Source organism: Burkholderia sp. JPY481, assembly GCF_038900515.1.
GTDB lineage: Bacteria > Pseudomonadota > Gammaproteobacteria > Burkholderiales > Burkholderiaceae > Paraburkholderia > Paraburkholderia youngii.
Map to the genome: position 1 here is coordinate 249,483 of NZ_JAYMRT010000001.1, position 21,805 is coordinate 271,287.

At 64.9% G+C, this 21,805-nt stretch carries 16 protein-coding genes; 15 read left to right on the top strand and 1 reads right to left on the bottom strand.

Going from position 1 to position 21,805, the window contains the following annotated elements:
• Positions 1 to 320 precede the first annotated feature (320 nt).
• Positions 321 to 1,526: a DUF6566 family protein gene (locus VSR82_RS01210; RefSeq protein WP_429459299.1), complete on the top strand. Its 1,206-nt coding sequence runs from the start codon at positions 321 to 323 to the stop codon at positions 1,524 to 1,526.
• 49 nt (positions 1,527 to 1,575) lie between these two features.
• Here VSR82_RS01210 and VSR82_RS01215 read toward each other — a convergent pair whose 3' ends face one another.
• Complete coding sequence (locus VSR82_RS01215) at positions 1,576 to 3,153, bottom strand: mannose-1-phosphate guanylyltransferase/mannose-6-phosphate isomerase (RefSeq protein WP_429459297.1); 1,578 nt, start codon at positions 3,151 to 3,153, stop codon at positions 1,576 to 1,578.
• A gap of 606 nt (positions 3,154 to 3,759) precedes the next feature.
• Between VSR82_RS01215 and VSR82_RS01220 the strand changes: the two genes are divergently transcribed.
• From VSR82_RS01220 to VSR82_RS01285, 14 genes are all read left to right on the top strand, one after another.
• Entirely contained in the window at positions 3,760 to 5,157 is a 1,398-nt protein-coding gene (locus tag VSR82_RS01220) for an undecaprenyl-phosphate glucose phosphotransferase (protein ID WP_368586280.1), read from the top strand.
• A gap of 81 nt (positions 5,158 to 5,238) precedes the next feature.
• Positions 5,239 to 6,684 (top strand): UDP-glucose dehydrogenase family protein, encoded by a 1,446-nt coding sequence (locus tag VSR82_RS01225; protein ID WP_410849118.1) that lies wholly within the window; start codon positions 5,239 to 5,241, stop codon positions 6,682 to 6,684.
• Between the two features lie 36 nt (positions 6,685 to 6,720).
• A complete protein-coding gene (locus VSR82_RS01230; RefSeq protein ID WP_018431976.1) occupies positions 6,721 to 7,176 on the top strand; it encodes an arsenate reductase/protein-tyrosine-phosphatase family protein in 456 nt (151 codons plus the stop codon).
• Positions 7,170 to 8,375 carry a polysaccharide biosynthesis/export family protein gene (locus VSR82_RS01235; RefSeq protein ID WP_368586277.1) on the top strand — a complete coding sequence of 402 codons (1,206 nt, stop codon included), beginning with the start codon at positions 7,170 to 7,172 and terminating at the stop codon, positions 8,373 to 8,375. The genes VSR82_RS01230 and VSR82_RS01235 overlap by 7 nt, the downstream gene beginning before the upstream one ends.
• Positions 8,376 to 8,512: 137 nt before the next feature.
• The gene (locus VSR82_RS01240) at positions 8,513 to 10,711 is read left to right on the top strand and encodes a polysaccharide biosynthesis tyrosine autokinase (RefSeq protein WP_368586291.1); all 2,199 of its coding nucleotides are present in this window, start codon (positions 8,513 to 8,515) and stop codon (positions 10,709 to 10,711) included.
• Positions 10,712 to 10,767: 56 nt separating this feature from the next.
• Positions 10,768 to 11,709, top strand: a complete 942-nt coding sequence (locus tag VSR82_RS01245; protein ID WP_429459294.1) for a glycosyltransferase family 2 protein — start codon at positions 10,768 to 10,770, stop codon at positions 11,707 to 11,709.
• Positions 11,706 to 12,866: a glycosyltransferase family 4 protein gene (locus tag VSR82_RS01250; protein ID WP_429459292.1), complete on the top strand. Its 1,161-nt coding sequence runs from the start codon at positions 11,706 to 11,708 to the stop codon at positions 12,864 to 12,866. The genes VSR82_RS01245 and VSR82_RS01250 overlap by 4 nt, the downstream gene beginning before the upstream one ends.
• 3 nt (positions 12,867 to 12,869) lie before the next feature.
• Positions 12,870 to 14,372, top strand: coding sequence for a glucose-6-phosphate isomerase (locus VSR82_RS01255; protein ID WP_368586274.1), 1,503 nt, complete (start codon positions 12,870 to 12,872; stop codon positions 14,370 to 14,372).
• On the top strand, positions 14,369 to 15,598 hold the full coding sequence (locus tag VSR82_RS01260) for a glycosyltransferase family 4 protein (RefSeq protein WP_498857447.1): 1,230 nt from the start codon (positions 14,369 to 14,371) through the stop codon (positions 15,596 to 15,598). Before VSR82_RS01255 ends, VSR82_RS01260 begins: the two co-directional genes overlap by 4 nt.
• A gap of 70 nt (positions 15,599 to 15,668) precedes the next feature.
• Positions 15,669 to 16,835: a glycosyltransferase family 4 protein gene (locus VSR82_RS01265; protein WP_410849112.1), complete on the top strand. Its 1,167-nt coding sequence runs from the start codon at positions 15,669 to 15,671 to the stop codon at positions 16,833 to 16,835.
• A 253-nt stretch (positions 16,836 to 17,088) separates the two neighbouring features.
• Positions 17,089 to 19,467 (top strand): ATP-binding protein, encoded by a 2,379-nt coding sequence (locus VSR82_RS01270; protein WP_429459289.1) that lies wholly within the window; start codon positions 17,089 to 17,091, stop codon positions 19,465 to 19,467.
• Between the two features lie 37 nt (positions 19,468 to 19,504).
• Complete coding sequence (locus tag VSR82_RS01275) at positions 19,505 to 20,236, top strand: methyl-accepting chemotaxis protein (RefSeq protein WP_429459287.1); 732 nt, start codon at positions 19,505 to 19,507, stop codon at positions 20,234 to 20,236.
• Positions 20,233 to 20,772, top strand: a complete 540-nt coding sequence (locus VSR82_RS01280; protein WP_429459285.1) for a hypothetical protein — start codon at positions 20,233 to 20,235, stop codon at positions 20,770 to 20,772. Before VSR82_RS01275 ends, VSR82_RS01280 begins: the two co-directional genes overlap by 4 nt.
• Positions 20,773 to 20,800: 28 nt before the next feature.
• Positions 20,801 to 21,781 carry a chemotaxis protein CheX gene (locus tag VSR82_RS01285; RefSeq protein WP_429459283.1) on the top strand — a complete coding sequence of 327 codons (981 nt, stop codon included), beginning with the start codon at positions 20,801 to 20,803 and terminating at the stop codon, positions 21,779 to 21,781.
• Positions 21,782 to 21,805 lie beyond the last annotated feature (24 nt).

The following is a 21,805-nucleotide window of genomic DNA, read 5'->3' on the forward strand; positions in this document are numbered from 1 at the left end:
CAGCGGCTTCTGTTACGGCAATACGAGAATCGTCGCAGCGAAACGGACAAGATTGTTTCTATCCGTAACACTTGTCTCAACTGTACTCACGCAAAGAACGGGATGGTATGCTTCGTGCACAAATTTTCCCGTGCACGAGTGAGACCGCGTTTTGTGCTTCGCAATAGGGAAGAGCCGCACCACGCGTGGGCGGACTACTTCAGCGAGCCGAACGGACAAAACAAATTTGTGCAACCGAGGGCCGCACACGGGTCGTGAACGCTGAGAACCCGTGGCAGGCCCAACGCCGCGGCCAGGCCAGGCCGCGTGGAGAAAATCCAATGTTTTTCGATGAGCTAAACAACGACGAATGGGCGCTGCTCGCGCCGCTCGTCTCCGACGAGCCGGCCGTCCGTCTGAACCGGCGCGGCCGGCCGCGCGCCGAACCGCGCATCGTGGCGAATGCGGTGCTGTGGATCATGACTACGGGTGAGCCGTGGTCGAAGCTGCCGGGCCGCTATCCGTCCGGTCCCACGTGCCGTCGCCGCTTCGAAGAGTGGCAACTGAACGGCACACTGCTGGAGATGGTCCGCCTGCTGTCGCAGCGCGGCCGCACCTTCGCGTACATTCCCCAGCCGGCGCCGCCCGTTACGGCCAGACCCGTAGCGCCGGTTGCGCAAACCCCGAGCCCGCGTGAAGACAACAGTCTGCGCGGCGTGTCGTGGAAGAGTCCCGAGTCGTGGCAGGCGCCCGGCGTCGCGAGCGCGTTGAGCCAATGGCGCACGGCCGATCCGATCGGCGACATCACGCGGCAATTGTCGGGGCTTGCGCCAGCGGCAGCGCCGGCTGCGCGCGTGGCGAGATCCGCGTTGGCCGCGGCGCCGGAGGGGGACGTCGAACCGGCCGCATTCGACACGGCCGAGATCGACCGGGCCGGCGAGCCGCGCCCGTCGCTGACGATGGCTCTCGCGCCGAGCGGCATGCAGGTCGCCGACTCGCGCGGTTATCTGATCTACGTGGTGGTCGAGGAAGTGCCGAATGCGATGTATCGCGGGTGGGCGGAGATCACCAGGGACGGCAAGCGTGTCGAGCGCTCCGGCCTCGTCGGCCCGCGCTTCGAGGATGCGCAGCACGCGCAGAAATTCGCGCTCGACTGGGCGCGTCAGTGGATCGATCGTGAATGCGCAACCGACGCAGCGGCCGCCGCGATGACCGATGCAACCGCCGCCGAGCCTTCGTCGGCAGCCGCATCGAGCAACCCTGTGCAGCGCTCGGCGAGCCGTTCGTTGTCGGGCCTGCGTCATGTGCCGGAACCGGCGTCGATCGATGGCGTCGCGAATCACCCGGCGAATCACGCCGCAAATCACGGCGCGCCGCTTGACGGGCCGCTGAAGCCATCACTGAATGCATTGCGCGGGCCGCTGCGCCGCTATCCGTCGGACACCGCGAGCGCGGGCGTAACGAGCACGCCCACGGTGACGACCGACAGCGGCACCGTGGAGCACTTTTCGGCGACCTACAAGGAACTGATCTCGTACGTGAGATGAACCCTGCGCACCCTGCGCCCGCTTGATGCCGTCGCAGGGTCGCGCATCGTCATTGCCGTCCATACGTATCGTCGAAGCGCACGATATCGTCTTCACCCAGGTACGAACCGGACTGCACCTCGATCATTTCGAGCGGCATCTTGCCCGGGTTTTCGAGGCGATGCGTGACGCCGAGCGGAATATAGGCCGACTCGTTTTCGGACACGATAAAGCGCTCGTCGCCGCGCGTGACGAGCGCGGTGCCGCGCACGACGATCCAGTGCTCGGCGCGATGATGATGCATCTGCAGCGACAGCCGCGCGCCCGGCTTCACGACGATCCGCTTGACCTGGAAGCGCTCGCCGGTGTCGACGGAATCGTAGTTGCCCCAGGGGCGATGCACCTTGCGATGATTGGCCGCTTCGAGCCCGCCATCCTCGCGAATCCGGTTGACGATCTTCTTGACGTCCTGCACGCGTGATTTATCGGCGACGAGAATCGCATCGGCGGTCTCGACGACGACGAGATCCTGCGTGCCGACACAGGCAATCAGTCGCCCTTCGGAATGCGCGAAGGTCGAGTTCGCGCCTTCGAACATCACGCGGCCGCGGCTCACATTGCGATCGGCGTCCTTCTCGGAGATGTCCCAGATCGCGTCCCACGAACCGACGTCGGACCAGCCGGCCATCAGCGGCACGACCACGCCCGACGCGATGCGCTGATCGGCGCCGAGCTTTTCCATCACCGCGTAGTCGATCGAATTCGACGGCGACGCGCCGAACGCATCGCGTTGCAGCCGGAAGAAGTCGCCGTCCGCCGTGCTGCCCGCGAAGGCCGCTTCGCAGGCTTCGTAAATGGCCGGCTGAAAATGCCGAATCGCTTTGAGCCACGTCGATGCGCGCACGATGAAAAGGCCGCTGTTCCACCAGTATTCGCGTGATTCGACGTAGCGCCGCGCGAGTTCCAGATGCGGCTTTTCGACGAAGCGGTCGAGGCGGTGCGCGACGAGGCGCGCCGACCCTTCGGTCTGCGCGGCATCCGGCACATCGTCAGAACCGAGCGGCGCGCCGATGCGGATATAGCCATAGCCGGTTTCCGCGCGCGTCGGCACGATCCCCATCGTGACGATCTGGCCTGCCGCCGCATGCTGAACGCCGGCGGCGACCGCCGCGTGAAAGCCTTCGCTGTCGGTGACCGCGTGATCGGCGGGCATCACGACCATGATGCCGTCTTCGTCCTGCGCGGCGACGGACAACGCGGCCACCGTCAACGCGGGCGCGGTGTCACGGCCAACGGGTTCGAGTATCAGCCGGCTCGGCTTGCCGCTCGTGCGCAACTGTTCGGCCGTCGTGAAGCGCTGCTCTTCGTTGGCGACGACCACGAGCTGGCCGGCGAGCGGATAGCCGGCTTCGAGCCCATCGAGACGGCGGGTCGTCGATTGGAGCAGCGACTCGCCGCCGAGCAGGCCGATCAGCTGCTTCGGATGCTGCTCGCGCGACATCGGCCACAGCCGGGTGCCCGAGCCGCCCGCGAGAATCACGGGATGAACCTTGAGCTTGACGCTGGTTGCGGTAGGAGACGTGGTCGTGGACGAAGGGGCGGGGGTGGGCCGGGTGCCGGCGGGCGTGACCGGGGCCGGAGCTGTCATGGTGAACTCTCCTCGAGGCTGGATGAATGTGTCGAGTTTTATCACGAAGTCCAGAATCAATAAAAGCGCGTTAAATAAAATCGGATTAAGTGCGCGTCGAATTTATTAAAAATGCGGAAAAAAATGTGTCGCCGATTGATTCAAAAATAAAAATTACCGGAAAAAAATCGATAAGCATTTTTTTCGCTTAATGATGCGCAAGAATGACCGTACCCATGGAACCGGATGTCACCGGCAGACCTGTTGGGAACAGCGCAAGTTTCGCTGGCGAAGGGCTCGAATGTGCTGCTCGGAAACCGCTGTCGAGCCGCATTCCGGCAAAAATTGCCGCTCAAAATGCATAAAAAAATGCCGAAATTATGCCCGATACAATTTGAGATTTTTTGCGGTCTTGTCGTGCGAATTTTAATACCGCTTTATTGAGGTATGTACAAGGGTATTCACTCATTCAGCCGCGGCTTTTCCGCGTCGGCCTATTCCTTCGTATTAGTCCCATTCAGCCGCGAGGCAAATGCGAAATAAAGGCGCAGTGATGAAACCCGCATGCAACACCCATTTCAACCAACCGACGGATCGCACTTTGACTGACGAACAGAGGGGCGGCGCATGCTGAGCGTTCTAGCGAGAATCATCGACATAGCCATGGTCGCGCTCGCCGCGATGGTGGCGGCGGCCGTGCACAGCGGCAGAGCGGTATGGCTCGACGATATGCAAAGCGTGTCGCTCGCGTTCGGCTGCCTGCTTGTGGTGGTGTTCTTCCCGGCGCTCGGCATCTATCAGTCGTGGCGCGGCAAGCCGCTCTACGATCTGCTGTCGCGCGTCACGGGCGGCTGGCTGATGGTCGAAGTGACCGGCGTGCTGATCAGCTTCAGCGTGCACCGCGCCGACAGCCTGTCGCGACTGTGGCTCGTGTACTGGGCGCTAGCCTCGATCGTGCTGCTGGTCGTCACGAAGGTGATCGTCTATTCGATCCTGCGCGGGCTGCGCCGGGAGGGCTTCAATCAGCGCGCGGTCGCAATCGTCGGCGGCTCGCCTTACGGGCGCTTCCTGATCGAACAGATGCGCGGCCGGCCGGAAGCGGGCTTCACGCCCGTCGTCGTGTTCGACGAGGATGGCACGATCAATCCGTATGAAGACCCGGACGCGGCGCATGCGGTCGAGGGCGTGCCGGTCGAGCGCGACTATCAGCGCATGATCGAACTGGTGCGCGAGCGCTCGATCCGCGAGCTGTGGCTCGCGCTGCCGATCTCGAAGGAGAAGGCGATCCATCGCTTCGTGATGGATCTGCGCAACGACTTCGTGAACATCCGCTTCATCCCCGACGTCGGCAGCTTGACGCTGTTCAATCAGCCGATGGTCGAGCTGCTCGGCGTACCCGCGATCAACCTGGCCGCCTCGCCGATCACCGATCTGCGCGTGCTGCCCAAGCGCGTATTCGACGGCCTGTTCGCGCTCGCCGCATTGCTCGCGCTGTCGCCGCTGATGCTCGTGATCGCGCTGATGGTGAAGCTCAGCTCGCCGGGGCCGGTGTTTTTCCGCCAGCGGCGCAAGGGCATCGACGGCCGCGAGTTCGAGATCTTCAAGTTCCGCTCGATGAAGGTCCACAAGGAAGCGGCCGGCCAGATCACCCAGGCGACGCGGCGCGATCCGCGCATCACCGCGGTCGGCGCGTTCCTGCGCCGCACCAGCCTCGACGAGCTGCCGCAGTTCATCAACGTGCTGCGCGGCGAGATGTCGGTGGTCGGTCCCCGTCCGCATGCGCTCGAGCACGACGACATCTACAAGGATCTGGTGAAGGGCTATATGCACCGCTACCGGATCAAGCCGGGCATCACCGGCTGGGCGCAGATCAACGGTTATCGCGGCGAAACCGACCGCATCGAAAAGATGATGGGCCGCGTGAAGCTGGATCTGTACTACATGCAGCACTGGACCTTCTGGCTCGACATCAAGATCGTCGTGCTGACGCTGTGGAAGGGCTTCGCAGGCAGCAACGCCTATTGAACGTGGCGCGCCGGGCCGCGCCGATGCCACGCATCGCGCGAGCGCATTCCTGAATCAACTCTATTTATCGAGGTGCAATCCATGAACCTGACGATCATCGGTAGCGGCTATGTCGGCCTCGTGACCGGCGCGTGTCTGGCCGACATCGGCCACGACGTGTTCTGTCTCGACGTCGACGCTCGCAAGATCGACGTGCTCAACAACGGCGGCGTGCCGATCCACGAACCGGGTCTGCAGGAGATCATCGCGCGCAATCGCCGCGCGAAGCGCCTGACGTTTTCCACCGACGTCGAGGCCGCGGTCGCGCACGGCGACATCCAGTTCATCGCGGTCGGCACGCCGGCCGACGAAGACGGTTCGGCGGACTTGCAGTACGTGCTCGCCGCTGCGCGCAACATCGGCCGCCATATGAACGGCTTCAAGGTGATCGTCGACAAATCGACGGTGCCGGTCGGCACCGCATCGCGCGTACGCGAAGTGGTCGCCGCCGAGCTGGCCGCGCGCGGCGTCGAGCAGATGTTCTCGGTCGTGTCGAATCCGGAGTTCCTGAAGGAGGGCGCGGCCGTCGAAGACTTCACGCGGCCCGATCGCATCGTGCTCGGCTGCGACGACGACGTGCCCGGCGAAAAGGCGCGCGAGCTGATGAAGCGCCTGTATGCGCCGTTCAACCGCAATCGCGAACGCACGCTGTATATGGACGTGCGTTCCGCCGAGTTCACCAAGTACGCGGCCAACGCGATGCTCGCGACGCGCATCTCGTACATGAACGAGCTCGCGAATCTGGCCGATCGCGTCGGCGCCGATATCGAGGCGGTGCGCCGCGGCATCGGCTCCGATCCGCGCATCGGCTACGACTTTCTGTACGCGGGTTGCGGCTATGGCGGCTCGTGCTTTCCGAAGGACGTGCAGGCGCTGATCCGTACCGCCGCCGATCACGACGCGAACCTGCGCATTCTCGAAGCGGTGGAAGCGGTCAACGACGCGCAGAAACAGGTCCTCGCGCAGAAAATCGTCGCGCGTCTCGGCGAGGATCTGTCGGACCGCACGTTCGGCGTGTGGGGTCTCGCGTTCAAGCCGAACACCGACGACATGCGCGCGGCGCCGAGCCGCGAGCTGATCGCCGAACTGCTGCGCCGCGGCGCGCGCGTGAAGGCTTACGACCCGGTGTCGATCGACGAAGCGAAGCGGGTGCTCGCGCTCGATCTGAAGGACGTGCCGCAGCAGCATGCGCGCCTGTCGTTCGTGAACGAGGAGATGGAAGCGGCGAGCGGCGTCGATGCGCTCGTGATCCTGACCGAATGGAAAGTCTTCAAGAGCCCTGATTTCGATGCGCTAAAGCGCATGCTGAAGACGCCGCTGATTTTCGACGGCCGCAATCTGTACGAGCCGGACGTGCTGCTCGAACTCGGCATCGAGTATCACGCGATCGGCCGGCGGCATGCGTTGCGCAATGCGCCGGCACGGGTCGGCGCGAACAGCGCGATACATGCGGCGGACCTCGCCGCCGCGGAAACCTCCGGCCGCTGAGGCCATTGCGACCGCCGCCGCGCGAGGAAATCCGCCATGTTCGCCAACGTTCTGATCGTGTGCCACGCCAACGTGTGCCGCTCGCCCGCCGCGGAGATGCTGTTCAAGGCGCGTCAGGCGCGCGCGCCGCGCCCGGGCGCCGCGCCGATCGCGTTTCATTCGGCGGGCATTCGCGCGGTGAACGGTCACGGCATGGACCCGGTGATGCGGCGCCTGCTCGAAGAGCGCGGCGTCGCGGCCGGCCTCCATCACGCGCGGCGTCTGGACCGCTCGCTCGTGCGCGCGGCCGATCTCGTGCTGGTGAGCGAGCGCGCGCAGGTGAGCAAGGTCGAAGCGCTCGATCCGTCCGCGCGCGGCAAGGTCTATCCGCTCGGCAAGTGGGAAGCCGATTCGGACGTCGCCGATCCACACGGCGGCGCGGAAGACGAATACAGGGAGAGTCTCGTGCTCATCGAACATCTGGTCATGGGATGGCTGAAAAAAATATGCTGACGAAACCCCGCAACGAAAACTCATTCGCGAGCTTGCGCACGAAGCTCGCCGTATCACTTCTGCTGACGTCTTTTCTGTCGGCCTGCGCGACCGCACCGGGCAATTATCTCGACACGTCCCGGCTCAAGGACAACGATCAGGCGCCGAGCGAAACCTATCCGGTCCATCTGATCGACGCGAAGCTGATCATGGCGCAGGCGCAAGCCGCCGCCGCGAAAACCGAGCCGTTGCCGCCGTCGGCGCTGTCCGATCCGTCGCTGTACGTGTACCACCTCGCGCCGCAGGACATTCTCGGCATCACCGTGTGGGATCACCCCGAGCTGACCACGCCGCAGGGCAGCACCTTGTCCTCGGGCGGCAACACCACGCAGACGATCGCGGGCGCGTTGCAGCAGCCGTATACGGCCGCGTTGCCGGGCCAGGCCGATCCGTACGGCCAGACCATCGCTGCCGACGGCACGATCTTTTTCCCGTTCGTCGGCCGCATTCAGGCCGCGGGCAAGACCACGACCCAGCTGCGCGATCAGCTCGCCGCGCGCCTCGTGCCTTATATCCGCAATCCGCAGGTCGACGTGCGCGTGCTGTCGTATCGCAGCCAGAAGGTGCAGGTCACCGGCGAAGTGAAGCAGCCGGGACCGCTCGCGGTCAGCGACGTGCCGCTGACGCTGGTCGACGCGATCACGCGCTCGGGCGGCACCAACCCGGACGCCGACATCCAGCGCGTGCGCCTCACGCGCAACCACAAGCTCTACGTGCTCAACGCCGATCGCATGCTCGATCAGGGCGATACCACGCAGGACGTGATGCTGCAGAACGGCGACGTGGTCAACGTGCCGGACCGCACCGACAGCCGCATCTTCGTGATGGGCGAAGTGAAGACGCCGATCCAGGTGCCGATCATCCGCGGCCGCATGACGATCGCCGATGCGCTCACGCAAGGCGGCGGCATCCTCAATACGGACGCCAATCCGCGCCAGATCTTCGTGATGCGCGGCATGCGCGAGCATCCGACCACGCCCGAGGTGTTCCGCCTCGACATGACGCAGCCGGACTCGATCATGCTGTCTTCGCAGTTCCAGTTGCAGCCGCTCGACGTCGTGTACGTGGGCACCGCCGCATCGACCACGTTCAACCGCGTGTTGCAGCAGGTGCTGCCGAGCGTGCAGACGCTGTTCTATCTGAAGCAGCTGACGCGCTGAACGTTCCGGCTGTAACGTTCCGCGCCGCTGTTGTAGAGGCCGGCGCGGGACGCGCAACGAAAGCAGAAGTACCGCTGACGCGAAAGCCGAAGCCAACGACACGGGATGGAACAGTGAGCAATCAACTCTCTCCACACATGGCTGGTCCGATCAAGACCGAAGAAGAAGACGTCGTCCTCGGACAACTGGTGCAGGTGATCCTCGACGATATCTGGTGGCTGCTCGCGATCACCGCGGTCATCGTCACGATGGCGGTGGCGTACTGCTACCTCGCCAAGCCGACCTATTCGGCCGATGCGCACGTACGCGTCGAGCCGTCCGACAGCCTGTCGCAGGCGCTCACGCAAACGCAGACCGGCGCCGCGATCACCAGCGGCTCGACCTCGCTGCCGACCGACGCCGAGATCGAAATCATCAAGAGCCGTGGCGTGGTCGCCCCGGTCGTGCAGCAGCTGAAGCTGAACTTCAGCGTGACGCCGAAGACGATCCCGCTGCTCGGCAACATCGCCGCGCGCCTCGCGACGCCGGGCCAGCCCGCGCGCGCGTGGCTGGGGCTCACGTCATACGCATGGGGCGGTGAAAACGTCGACGTCGATTCGATCGACGTGACGCCGTCGCTCGAAGGCGAGAAGCTGCTGCTGCGCGTGATCGACGCGCAGCACTACGAGCTGTTCGCGCCGAACGGCTCGCTGCTGCTGCGCGGCGAGGTCGGCCAGCAGGCGCAGGGCGGCGGCGTGACGATGGTCGTCAACAAGCTGGTCGCGCGCCCCGGGCAGGAGTTCACGATCGTGCGCTCGAACGACCTCGACGCGATCACCGCGTTCCAGTCGGCGATCACGGTGCAGGAGCAGGGCAAGCAGACCGGCGTGATCCAGATCTCTCTGGAGGACAAGAGTCCCCAGCATGCGGCGCTGGTCGCCAATGCGCTCGCGCAGTCGTATCTGCGGCAGCACGTGTCGAACAAGCAGGCCGACGCGAGCAAGATGCTCGACTTCCTGAAGAGCGAGGAGCCGCGCCTGAAGGCCGACCTAGAACGTGCGGAAGCCGCGCTGACCGCCTATCAACGTCAGTCCGGCTCGATCAACGCGAGCGAAGAGGCGAAGGTCTACCTCGAAGGCAGCGTGCAGTACGAGCAGCAGATCGCCGCGTTGCGGCTGCAGATGACGCAGCTCGCCGAGCGCTACGGCGACGACCATCCGACGCTCGTCGCCGCGCGTCAGCAGATGGCCGAGCTGCAGGCGCAGCGCACCAAATACGCGGACCGTTTCCGCGATCTGCCGGCCACCGAAGTAAAGGCCGTGCAGTTGCAGCGCGACGCCAAGGTCGCCGAAGACATCTACGTGCTGCTGCTCAATCGCGTGCAGGAACTGTCCGTGCAGAAGGCGGGCACGGGCGGCAACGTGCATATCGTCGACGCGGCGCTGCGCCCCGGTGCGCCGGTCAAGCCGAAGAAGATGCTGATCATGTCGGCGGCGGTGATTCTCGGGCTGATCGCGGGCACCGGTTTCGTGTTCCTGCGCCGCAATCTGTTCAAGGGCATCGACGACCCCGATCACGTCGAGCGCGCGTTCCATCTGCCGGTGTTCGGCCTCGTGCCGCAAAGCGCCGAGCAGGTGCAGCTCGAAAACAGCTACGCGCGCGGCGGCGAACGGCTGCGTCCGGTGCTCGCGAATGCGCGGCCGAAGGACGTGACGATCGAAAGTCTGCGCAGCCTGCGCACCGCGATGCAGTTCACGCTGATGGACGCGCGCAACCGCATCGTGATGCTGACGGGTCCGATGGCCGGCGTCGGCAAGAGCTTCCTCAGCGTGAACCTCGCGATGCTGCTCGCGCATTCGGGCAAGCGCGTGCTGCTGATCGACGGCGACATGCGGCGCGGCGCGCTCGAACGTCAGGTCGGCGGCGTGCAGGAGAACGGCCTGTCCGAATTGCTGAGCGGGCAGATCTCGCTCGAAGAGGCGATTCGCCCGTCGAACGTCGAGGGCCTGAGCTTCATCTCGTGCGGCCGCCGTCCGCCGAATCCGTCCGAGCTGCTGATGTCGCCGCGTCTGCCGCAATACCTCGACGGCCTCGCGAAGCGCTACGACGTGATCCTGATCGACACGCCGCCGGTGCTCGCGGTGACCGATGCATCGATCATCGGCGCGTATGCGGGCTCGACGTTCTTCGTGATGCGCTCGGGCATGCACAGCGAGATCGAGCTGGCCGATGCGCTGAAGCGCCTGCGCGCGGCGGGCGTGCACGTGCAGGGCGGCATCTTCAACGGCATGCCGGCGCGCTCGCGGGTCGGCTACGACCGCGGCTACGCGGCGACCCAGGAATACCTGAGCACGTGAGGCGCGCACCGGAACCAAGCGCCGACTTCTGCACAACAGGAACCGAGGACATCACGATGAAACTGACGGTACTGGTACCGACTTATCGCCGCCCGGCCGATCTCTCGCGCTGCCTCGCGGCGCTCGAGCGGCAATCGCGCGCGCCCGACGAAGTGATCGTGGTCGCACGCGTCGACGACGACGCGACCCATGCGTGCCTGCGCAATCCGTCCACAGCCGGCCGCCTGCCGCTGGTGATCGCACCGGTGGATATACCCGGCCAGGTCGCGGCGCTCAATCGCGGGCTCGATGCCGCCAGCGGCGACGTAATCGCGATCACCGACGACGACGCCGCGCCGCGCCGCGACTGGGTCGAGCGCATCGCCGCCGCGTTCGAAGCCGATGCGCGCCTGGGCGCCTTGGGCGGGCGCGACTGGGTGCACGAAAAAGGCCGCGTGCTCGACGGCGAGCGGCCGCTGGTCGGCAAGGTGACCGCGCACGGCAAGATCATCGGCAATCATCACCTGGGGGTCGGTGCCGCGCGCGAAGTCGACATCCTGAAGGGCGCCAACATGAGCTACCGGCGCGACGCGGTGCGCACGATCCGCTTCGACGCGCGTTTGCGCGGCGCGGGCGCGCAGGTGCACAACGACATGGCGTTCAGTCTCGCGGTGAAAAACGCGGGCTGGAAGCTCGTCTACGACCCGCAGGTCGCCGTCGATCATTTCCCCGCCGAGCGTTTCGACGACGACAAACGCGACGCGCAGACGATGGCCGCGCTGCGCAACGCCGCGTTCAACTTCCATCTGATCCTGCGCGACCAGTTGCCGCCGCTGCGCCGCGAAGCCGCGTGGTGGTGGTGGACGCTGGTCGGCACACGGCTTTATCCGGGCCTCACGCACGCGGCGCTCGCGCTGCTGTCGAAACAGGCGCGGTTGCAGCTGTCGCGCTGGCGCGAGGTCCGCGCGGGCGCCCACGAGGCGCGGCGCGCGCTGTCGAAGAGCGGAGTGTCCGCATGAGTACCAAGGTGCACGTCCATCTGTTCTACGGCGCCGATCCGCGTTTTTATCGCAAGGGCGACGACATCGGCTGCCTGTACGGTTATCACCACGCGGAGTCCGAAGCATTCGAGCTGACCTATTCGCAAGATGTGCGCGAAAGCCGGCCTGTGCGGCTCGTGCGGCGCGCGCTGAAGGCCGCGCTCGGTTTCGATTTCATCCATACGTGGCGCAATCGCACGGAGATGCTGCGCTCGGACGTGATCTGGACGCATACCGAGCAGGAATGGCTGTCCGCCGCGCTGATGCTGCTGCTGTGCGGCCGCAAGGCGGGGCCTGCCGCATCGCCGCTGCTGCTCGCGCAAAGCGTGTGGCTGCTCGATAAGTGGCCGTCGTACGGCATCGTGCGCAGCTGGCTGTATCGCAAGCTGATGACGCGGGCGGACCGGTTGACCACGCTCGCGAGCGCAAACGCCGAGTTGTGCCAGGACTACTTCCACCGCGACGCGACGCCGCTGCTGTATGGCCTGAACACGCGCGACTTCCCGGTCAATGCGCCGACGCAGTGGGCGCCGCGCACGCCGCTGCGCATCGCGGCGATCGGCAACGATCGCGATCGTGACTGGGAGACGCTGATCAAGGCGTTCGGCGACGATCCGCGCTACACGGTGAAGCTCGCGACGCGGCGGCGGATTCCCGCGTCGCTGCGCGCGTCGAACGTCGAAATCGCGTTGTTCTCGGGCATCAAGAAGCAGCACGAGCTGTACGACTGGGCCGACGTGATCGTCGTGCCGTTGCGGCCGAACTCGCACGCGTCGGGCATCACCGTGATGCTCGAAGCGGCGGCGGTCGGCAAGCCGATGGTCGCGACCGACGTCGGCGCGCTGCGCGATTATTTTCCCGCCGACGAAGCCGCCTACGTGCCGCCATTCAATCCTGAGGCGCTGCGCGCCGCGCTCGAGCGGCTCGCCGCCGAGCCCGCCGAGGCGCTGCGCCAGGCGCAGGCAGCGGCAGCCGGTCTGCTCGCGCGCGATCTGACCACCGAGCACTATGCGATGCAGCACGTACGGATCACGCGCGAGATGCTGAGCGCGCGCGGGCAGGCGAGCGCGCATGCGGCCGCGGCCAGACACGAGCAACGCGCCGCACCCGCGCGCGAATCGCGCGGAGGCCTCTGAGCGATGTCGACGATTCCGCGCGCGAATCCATTGCCGCCGACCGGCGCGGTCAACGCCGGTGCCGGGCAAACCAATGCGAGCGGGTTGCTGTCCGGCGCAAGGCGAGAATGGCTGCCGCCGCTGCTGCTGTGGCTGATCACCGCGGTGCTGATCGTCGCGCATCAGGGCACGGTGCTCACGCTCGCGTTTCCGGTGCTCGCGATCGTGACGGGCCTGTGGCTCTACTTCAAGAGCCCGGCGCGCTATATCGGCTTCATGTGGTGGCTGTGGTTTCTGAGCCCCGAAGTGCGGCGTCTCGCCGACTGGTCGAAGGGCGCGTTCACGCCGACCAGCCTCATCCAGGTCGCGCCGCTCGCCGTGACGATGATCAGCGGCCTGTCGCTGCTGCGCTACTACCGGCTGCTCGCGCAGCGCCGTGGTTTGCCAGTGCTGCTGATCCTGCTCGGCCTCGTCTACGCGTTCCTGATCGGCGTGATGTCGAGCGGCCCGCTCGCGGCCACCTACGACCTCGCGAACTGGCTCTATCCGATCCTGATCGGCTTTCACATCATGGCGCACACGCGCCAGTATCCGCAGTACCGCGACACGATCATCAACACGTTCATCTGGGGCATGCTGGTGATGGGCGGCTACGGCCTGATCCAGTTCTTCATCATGCCGCCATGGGACGTGCTGTGGATGCTCGGCTCGCAGATGAACTCGCAGGGCGACCCGGTGCCGATGGGCGTGCGCGTGTTCAGCACGATGAATTCGTCGGGACCGTTCGCGTTCGCGATGATGGGCGCGATGGTCTTCGTGATGGCCGCGCAGCATCGCGTGCGCTGGATCGCCGCCGGGCTCGGCTTCTTCTCGTTCGCGTTGAGCCTCGTGCGCTCGACGTGGGGCGGCTGGGTCATCGCGCTCCTGATCCAGCTGGTGAAGTCGAACAACAAGGTGCGCGTGCGCATCGTCGCGAGCGCGGTGCTGCTCGCCGGCTTCTGCGTGCCGCTGCTGGCGGTCGGCCCGGTGGCCGAACGGATGCAGGCGCGCCTGAACACGATCGTCAATCTGCACGACGACCAGAGCTACGCGGCCCGCAACGAGTTCTACGCGAGCTTCGCGAAGACCGCGTTTACCGACGTGTCGGGCGAGGGCATGGGCGCGACCGGCACCTCGACGAAGCTCTCCAACGACGGCGGCCAGCTCGGCCAGTACGGCAACTTCGACAGTGGCGTGATGAACATTCCGTTCGTGCTCGGCTGGCCGGGCACCTTGCTGTACATGTCCGGCATCGTGTGGCTGCTGACGCGCGCGGTGCTCGCGTCGTTCAGGCTGCGCGACGACAAGTTCGTCTCCGCGTGCCTGAGCCTCTGTCTGGCGACCTTCGCGATGCTCGTGTTCACGAACTCGCTGGTCGGCACCGGCGGCCTGCTGCTTTTCATGAGCGCTTTTTCGATTCTTTCCGCGGTTCACTACGAAAAAATGAACCGCGCACGCACGCTATTTCTCCACGGAGGCACGGATTGAGAGTCGCCATAGTCACGCACGTAGTGCGTCATAACGACGGCCAGGGGCGCGTCAATCACGAGATCGCGCGCGCGGCGCTCGACGAGAACATCCGTGTGACGCTGGTCGCGTCGCACGTGGCGCCCGAGCTGCTCGCGCATCCGAACGTGCGCTGGGCGCCGGTGAAGATAGGCCGCTGGTGGCCGACTAATCTACTGCGCCAACAGGTGTTCGCGCTGAAGAGCGCGCTATGGCTGCGCGCGCATCGCCGCGACTACGACGTGCTGCACGTAAACGGCTTCATCACGTGGATGCGCGCCGACGTCAACACCTCGCATTTCGTGCATAGCGGCTGGTTCGCGAGCAAGTACTACCCGTTCGGTTTGACGAAGGGCGTGTGGTCCGCGTACCAGTCGGTCTATACGCGCTGCAATGCGCTGCTCGAACGCTGGGCGTACCGGCGCTCGAAGGTGATCACCGCGGTGTCGCAGAAGGTCGCCGACGAAATCCGCGCGATCGGCCTCACGCCGCGCAATCGCGTGGACGTGATCCACAACGGCGTCGACACGCAGGGCTTCGCGGCGGCGAGCGGCGATCGCGCGAAGTTTCGGTTACCGGACGATGCGTTCCTGCTGCTGTTCGTCGGCGATCTGCGCACCCCGCGCAAGAATCTCGGCACCGTGCTCGCCGCGTTGAAGCATCTGCCCGAGCACGTGCAGATCGCGGTAGCGGGCTTTCTGCCGGGCAGCCCGTATCCGGAACAGGCGAAGGCGCTCGGCATCGCGCATCGCGTGCACTTTCTCGGCCTCGTGAAGGAGATGCCGGTACTGATGCATTCGGTCGATGCGTTCGTGTTTCCGTCGCGCTACGAGGCGATGAGCCTGTCGCTGCTCGAAGCGATGGCGGCGGGCCTGCCGGTCGTCACCGCGCGCACCGCGGGCGGCGCCGAGATCATCACGCCCGAGTGCGGCATCGTGCTCGACGATCCGGACGACCCGCAGGCCCTCGCTCGCGCGGTCGCGCAACTCGCCGGCGACGACACCGCGCGCCGCGCGATGGGCCAGGCCGCGAGCGAGCTCGCAACCGGCTTCGGCTGGGCGCGCATGGCCGCGCAATACATCGCGCTGTACCGGCAGCTCGCCGGACAGCAGGAAAACCGCCGGCGCAGCCAGACCGAAGCGACGGTTGTTGCGCAGAACGATGCGCTGACGCTGAACCATCTCGCCGGACGCAAGAGCGTGGAATGAACGCGCGAGCCGCACAATCCACGCAACGACATAGCAACTCACCGCAAGCAACACACAGGGGCACACCATCATGACGACTGGCTCAATCAAATCACTGCAGATCGGGATGCACTGGTTTCCCGAACGCGCGGGCGGCCTCGACCGCATGTACTACTCGCTGGTCGGCGCGCTGCCGGGCGCGGGCGTCGCGGTGCGCGGCGTCGTCGCCGGCTCGCCGAAAGTCGCGGCCGATACCGGTGGCGCGATCAACGGCTTCGGCTCCGCCGCGCAATCGCTGCCGTTGCGGCTGATGGCGGCACGCCGCGCGTTGCGCCACGAGATCCGCAGGTCGCGGCCCGACGTGATTTCCTCGCACTTCGCGCTCTATACGTTTCCGGGCCTCGACGTGACGCGCGGCATTCCGCAGGTGTCGCATTTTCAGGGGCCGTGGGCCGACGAGAGCCACGTCGAAGGCGCCGATTCGCTCGGCCAGCGCGCGAAGCGTTATCTGGAGCAGTCGGTGTACGCGCGTTCGTCACGGCTGATCGTACTGTCCGACGCATTCGGCAAGATCCTGACGACGCGCTACGGCATCTCGCCGGAGCGCGTCCGCGTGGTGCCGGGCTGCGTCGATGTCGAGCAGTTCAATCTGCCGATCACGCAGGCCGAAGCGCGTCTGCGTCTGCAATTGCCGCAGGATCGGCCGATCGTGCTGGCAGTGCGACGGCTGGTGCGGCGCATGGGTCTCGAAGATCTGATCGATGCGGTGAAGCTGGTGAAACGCAGCGCGCCCGACGTGCTGCTGCTGATCGCGGGCAAGGGGCGGCTCGAAAGCGAGCTTCAGGCGCGCATCGACGACGCGGGGCTCGAACACAACGTGAAGCTGCTCGGCTTCGTGCCCGACCAGCATCTCGCGGCGCTGTATCGCGCGGCCAATCTCAGCGTCGTGCCGACGGTCGCGCTGGAAGGCTTCGGGCTCATCACGGTTGAATCGCTTGCGTCGGGCACGCCGGTGCTGGTGACGCCGGTCGGCGGATTGCCTGAGGCGGTGGCGGGCTTGTCGCCGGATCTGGTGTTGCCGGAGACCGGTGCAGCGGCGATCGCCGCGGGTCTCGCCGGCGCGTTTGACGGCACGCTAAAGCTGCCCGATGAGGATGCATGCCGCCGCTATGCGCGCGAGCACTTCGATAACGCGGTGATCGCGAAACGGGTCGCGGCGGTGTATGCCGAAGCGATCGCGGGAGACGCACTGCATTGAAGCGCAGTGGGCTAACAAAAAAAATGGCCATCAATAACGGCATTTTTTTTGCGAACTTGAGCCCGGATCAGCCCTTATTCACGAATCTTTCGACCTTATTTTTCGAAACGCTAAAACGTGTAGCCCGGCGTCGACTTCGTCACGTTGACGTCACACATCCGCGACGATAATCCCCGCGCCCGAAAGTACAAAAACACACGGGCGTCCCGCCCAAAGCGTGGACCTTGTATTTTCAGACCTCGGGGATTCTCAGATGACCATCCGTCACCGCATCACGCTACTCGTCATTCTGATGCTCGTCGCGTTATCCGCCATTGGTGGATACGCTGTGCTTCAGACTCGCAACAGCGCCGCCAACGTCAGGCAGGTCACCCAGGGCGTCGTGCCGAGCGCGCTCGCGTCGGCCGACCTCGTGTCGCAGCTCAAGGACGTGCAGCTCGCGATGATGACACTCGTCTATGCGCCTGACGAGAACATGGTCTCGCAGGCCCGAGACCTGCTGAAGAGCAAGGAAGCGTCGCTGCACGCGGCGCTCGACGTGCAGGCGAAGGCCGCGCAAGGTCAGGCCCAAAGCGGGCTCGTGAGCCAGGCGCGCGACAGCCTCGCGAACTATTTCAACGCGGTCAACGACACCGCGAAGATGAAGGCCGACGGCAAGAACGAACTGGCGCAGGCATATCTGTTCGCGAACGTCGCGCAATACCGCGATGAACTCGAAGGCATCGTCGAGACGCTGCGAATCGAAAAGAACCGTCAGAAAGACGCCGCGATCGACGACCTGAACAGCGCGCTCGCCACCACCACGACGGCGATCGGCGCCGCGACCGGCGCGGCGATCGTCGTGCTGCTGCTGATTAGCGCGCTGCTGTATCGCCAGATCACCCGGCCACTGAGCCGCATGCAGGTGGAGATGAGCGAGATCGCGGCAAGCCAGGACTTCACGCGCCGCGTGCCGGTCGGCCGCATGGACGAGATCGGTCATTCGATCGTCGCGTTCAACGGCATGATCGAGAAGATCCAGCAAAGCTCGCTGCAGTTGAAGCAGAAGACCGCCGACATCCAGGCGATGCTGCAAAACATGCAGCAGGGGATTCTGACGGTGGTCGAAGGCGTGGTCGTGCATCCCGAGTACTCCGCGTATCTCGAGGCGATCTTCGAGACGCGCGAGATTGCGGGCCGTCCGTTGCTCGATCTCGTGTTCGGCGGCACCGGTATCAACAGCGATGAGCTCGCGCAGATCGAAGCGGCGCTGCACGCATGTATCGGTGAAGACAGCATGAACTTCGAGTTCAATCAACACCTGCTCGTCAACGAGATCGCCAGGCCGATGACCGATGGCCGCGTGAAGACGCTCGATCTGAGCTGGTCGGCGATCACCGACGAACACGACGTCGTGCAGCGCTTGATGCTGTGCGTGCGCGACGTGACCGAACTGCGCGCGCTCGCCGCCGAGGCCGGCGAACAGAAGCGCCGGCTGGAGATGATCGGCGAGATTCTCGCGGTGAGCCAGGAGAAGTTCCATCACTTCGTCGAAAGCGCGGCGGGCTTCATCAGCGAGAACGAGCGGATCATTCGTCAGCATCATGAGCCGAGCCACGAGGCCGTCGCCGAGCTGTTCCGCAACATGCACACCGTCAAGGGCAATGCGCGCACCTTCAGCCTTCAGCATCTGACCGGTGTCGTCCACGAAACCGAACAGCGGTACGACGCGTTGCGCCGCGCGGACGGCGGCGAAGCGTGGGACCAGCAGCTTCTGATCGACGATCTGCAGCGCGTGAAGGCCGCGCTCGAAACCTATGCGACGCTCAACGAAGTGAGCCTCGGCCGCAAGGGACCGGGCCAGAACGGCACGGTCGATCGCTACCTGATGGTCGATCGCGAGTTGATCCAGAAGCAGCTGGACCTGCTCGAAAGCGCCGATCCGGCCGACCGTGACGCACTCGTGTCGATGCGCGAATCGTTGCAGCGCGAGCTGCGTCTGTTGGGCACCGAATCGATCCACGAAGCGCTCGCGGGCGTGCTCGAATCGCTGCCGTCGCTGGCGGCCGAGCTCGGCAAGGAAGCGCCGGTCGTCAGCATCGACAACAACGGCTACCGCGTGCGCAGCGAGGTCAGCGATACGTTGCGCAATGTGTTCACGCACCTGCTGCGCAATTCGGTCGACCACGGCATCGAGCCTGCCGCCGAGCGTATCGCGAATGGCAAGAACGCGGCCGGCGTCATCGAGCTTGAAGTGGGTGTCGACCATCACGCGCTGCAGATCACCATCAGCGACGACGGCCGCGGTCTTGCGCTCGCGAAGATCCGGGCGGCGGCGATCGAACGCGGCTGGATCGACGCCGATGCCGCACTCAGCGATGAAGCGATCGCCGAGCTGATCTTCCGTTCAGGCTTTTCGACCGCGCAGAGCGTCAGCGAGATTTCGGGCCGCGGCGTCGGCATGGATGCGGTGCGCGATTTCGTGCGGCGCGAGCATGGCCGCATCGAATTGCGTTTCACCGACGACCGTCGCGGCGCGGACTATCGCCGCTTTCAGACCATCGTGTCGTTCCCCGAGGACTGGGCGGTGGACAGTCTCGATGCGTCCGTCGATGCAGCGCGCGAGCGTGACACGGATGCGGTGGCAGGCTAACGGCCTGACCGATTGAACGAAGCGATGGGAGCAGGTTGTGCTTGAAAGTTATCTTTTGGCCGCAGGCGTTGGCGGTATCGTCTGCGCGCTCGCGACGGGAATCTTTTATCGTCGGAAGCTTCGCGCCGGTGCGCAAGCGCAGCGTGTCGACACGCTCGCGCGGCAGGCCCTCGAGCAGCAACTCGACGTGGCTTTCAAGGTCGGTGAGCAGGCGAACGGCGAGCGTGCCGCCCTGGAGGCGATGCTCGCCGATCTGCGCGCACAGGCCGAACAGCGCGAGCAGGATCGCGAATCATTGCAGGCGAGCCTCGACGCCGCGAGCGCGCGCAGCAACGAATGGCTGCAGCATGCGACTCGGATCGCGCACGAGGCCGCCCGTCTGAAGACGCTGACGATCACGTTCGAGCGTTGGCACGAGCAGATGATTTCGCTGATGTCGCAGAACCGTGACATGCACAAGAAGAACCAGGAGTTGTCGTCGATCGTGCAGCACGTGCTGATCGTTTCGCTGAATGCGTCGATCGAAGCGGCACGCGCCGGCACCGCGGGTCGCGGCTTTTCGATCGTCGCGGGCGAAGTGCGCTCGCTCGCGTCACGCTCGCAGGAACTGTCGAAGAGCTATCAGGAGAGCCTGCATCGCAACGACCTGACGACCGCGGCGACGTTCCAGGACATCCAGGCCGGCGGCAAGATGATCACGGCGTCGCTCGGCGGCGTCGAAGCGCTGGCGACCCAGTTTCAATCCAGGCTAGAGCAGGCCACAGCGTGATTACCGATCAGGCGTTGCAAAGCATCGAGGACATCTTCTGTCACGCGGCTCGCGCGAGATTGCCCGCGACGCCGGGTGATGCGTGCGAGATCAGCGCGGTGCCGAGGTGGGATCGCGATCATCCGCCCGGACCTTGCGCGATGGCGCTGACGATCTCGTCGATCGGTTTTCGTTTGCTGTTCGTGCTGCATTTCAGCAAGGACGAAGCGACGCGCGCGTACTACGCCAGCGGCGACACGACGCGTTCGCTGTCGGAAACGCTGATGGAACTCGGCAATCTGTGCTGCGGCTACATGAACCAGCAGCTGGTCGAGCATTTCCCCGATCTCGGCATGTCGACGCCGTATGAATTGAACAGCAGCTGTATCGAGTATCTGGACGAATTGCGGCCCGATCACGTGTGGGCGTACGAACTGACGATCGGCGCTGCGGCCCGGCTGGGCGTGACGTTATGCGTATGCGCGCATGCGCCACTCGATTTCAAGGCTGAACTCGCGACGGCCGACGAGGCCGAAGGCGAACTCGAACTTTTCTAGCAACACTGCATTCGCAGACTGAAACACGATGAATATCAGCAAGCCCGTCAGCAAGGTGCTCGTGCTCGACGACTGTCCGGCACACGCGCAAGCGCTGAAGCTCTTTTTCGACGAGCACAATCTGATAGCACTGAAGGTGCGCGACAGCAGCCGCCTCGGCTCGGTACTGGCCACGAATATCGATCTAGGCGGCGTTCTGCTGGCGGATAACTACGGTGGATCGGTCGAACAGGCGGCAACCACCGCGGCCCGAATCAGTACCTTGCGCCCCGAACTGCCGGTGATCCTGCGTTCGAGCGGCGACGCGCCGCTCGAACGGCTTCCGAAGCCGTTGAAGAACGCGGCATGCGCGCACTTCAATGCGGCCGATCTGACGGCGCTGCGTGAAGCCGTCGATCAATACATCTTCAGCCTCGACTTCCCGAATGCGCTCGTGCGCGGTATCGCGGAGATCACGGAAGCACGGCTCGCCACGCTGTTCGACGGCGTCACCGTGCAACGCGACACGCCCAGTGTCGTGCGCGATCGCATCATCTTCGGCGAGGTGTTCAGCCTGATCCCGCTCGAAGGCACCTGGTGTCGCGGCTATATGTTGATGCAGGCCGAAGAGGAGCCGCTGCTCGGCATGATCGAGCGCGATCGCGCCGCACGCGAGGCCGGCATGAGCAGGACGCAAGCGGGCTTTCGCGATCTGAACAACGTGCTCGGCGAATTGACGAATCTGATCTGGGGGGCGTTCAAGGACCGGTTCCTCGCTGCGCGGAGCGCTCGCGAAGCGAGCCAGGTGCAGGTGCCTCTGCTCGTCAATCACAAGCACCGCTACATCTCGTTCGGCTCGGACAATCCGCAGTTGCGGTTTCAATACCGATTGAGCGACGTGGCGAGCGGACAGTCGGTGTCGATCGACCAGCGTTTCGTTTTCAACCTCAGCTGGTCCCCCGAAGATTTCTCTGAAAACACGGTGGATGTCGACGATCTCGTCGAGTCCGGCGAACTGGATCTGTTTTGATACAACGCGTCGGTGACGCAAGGG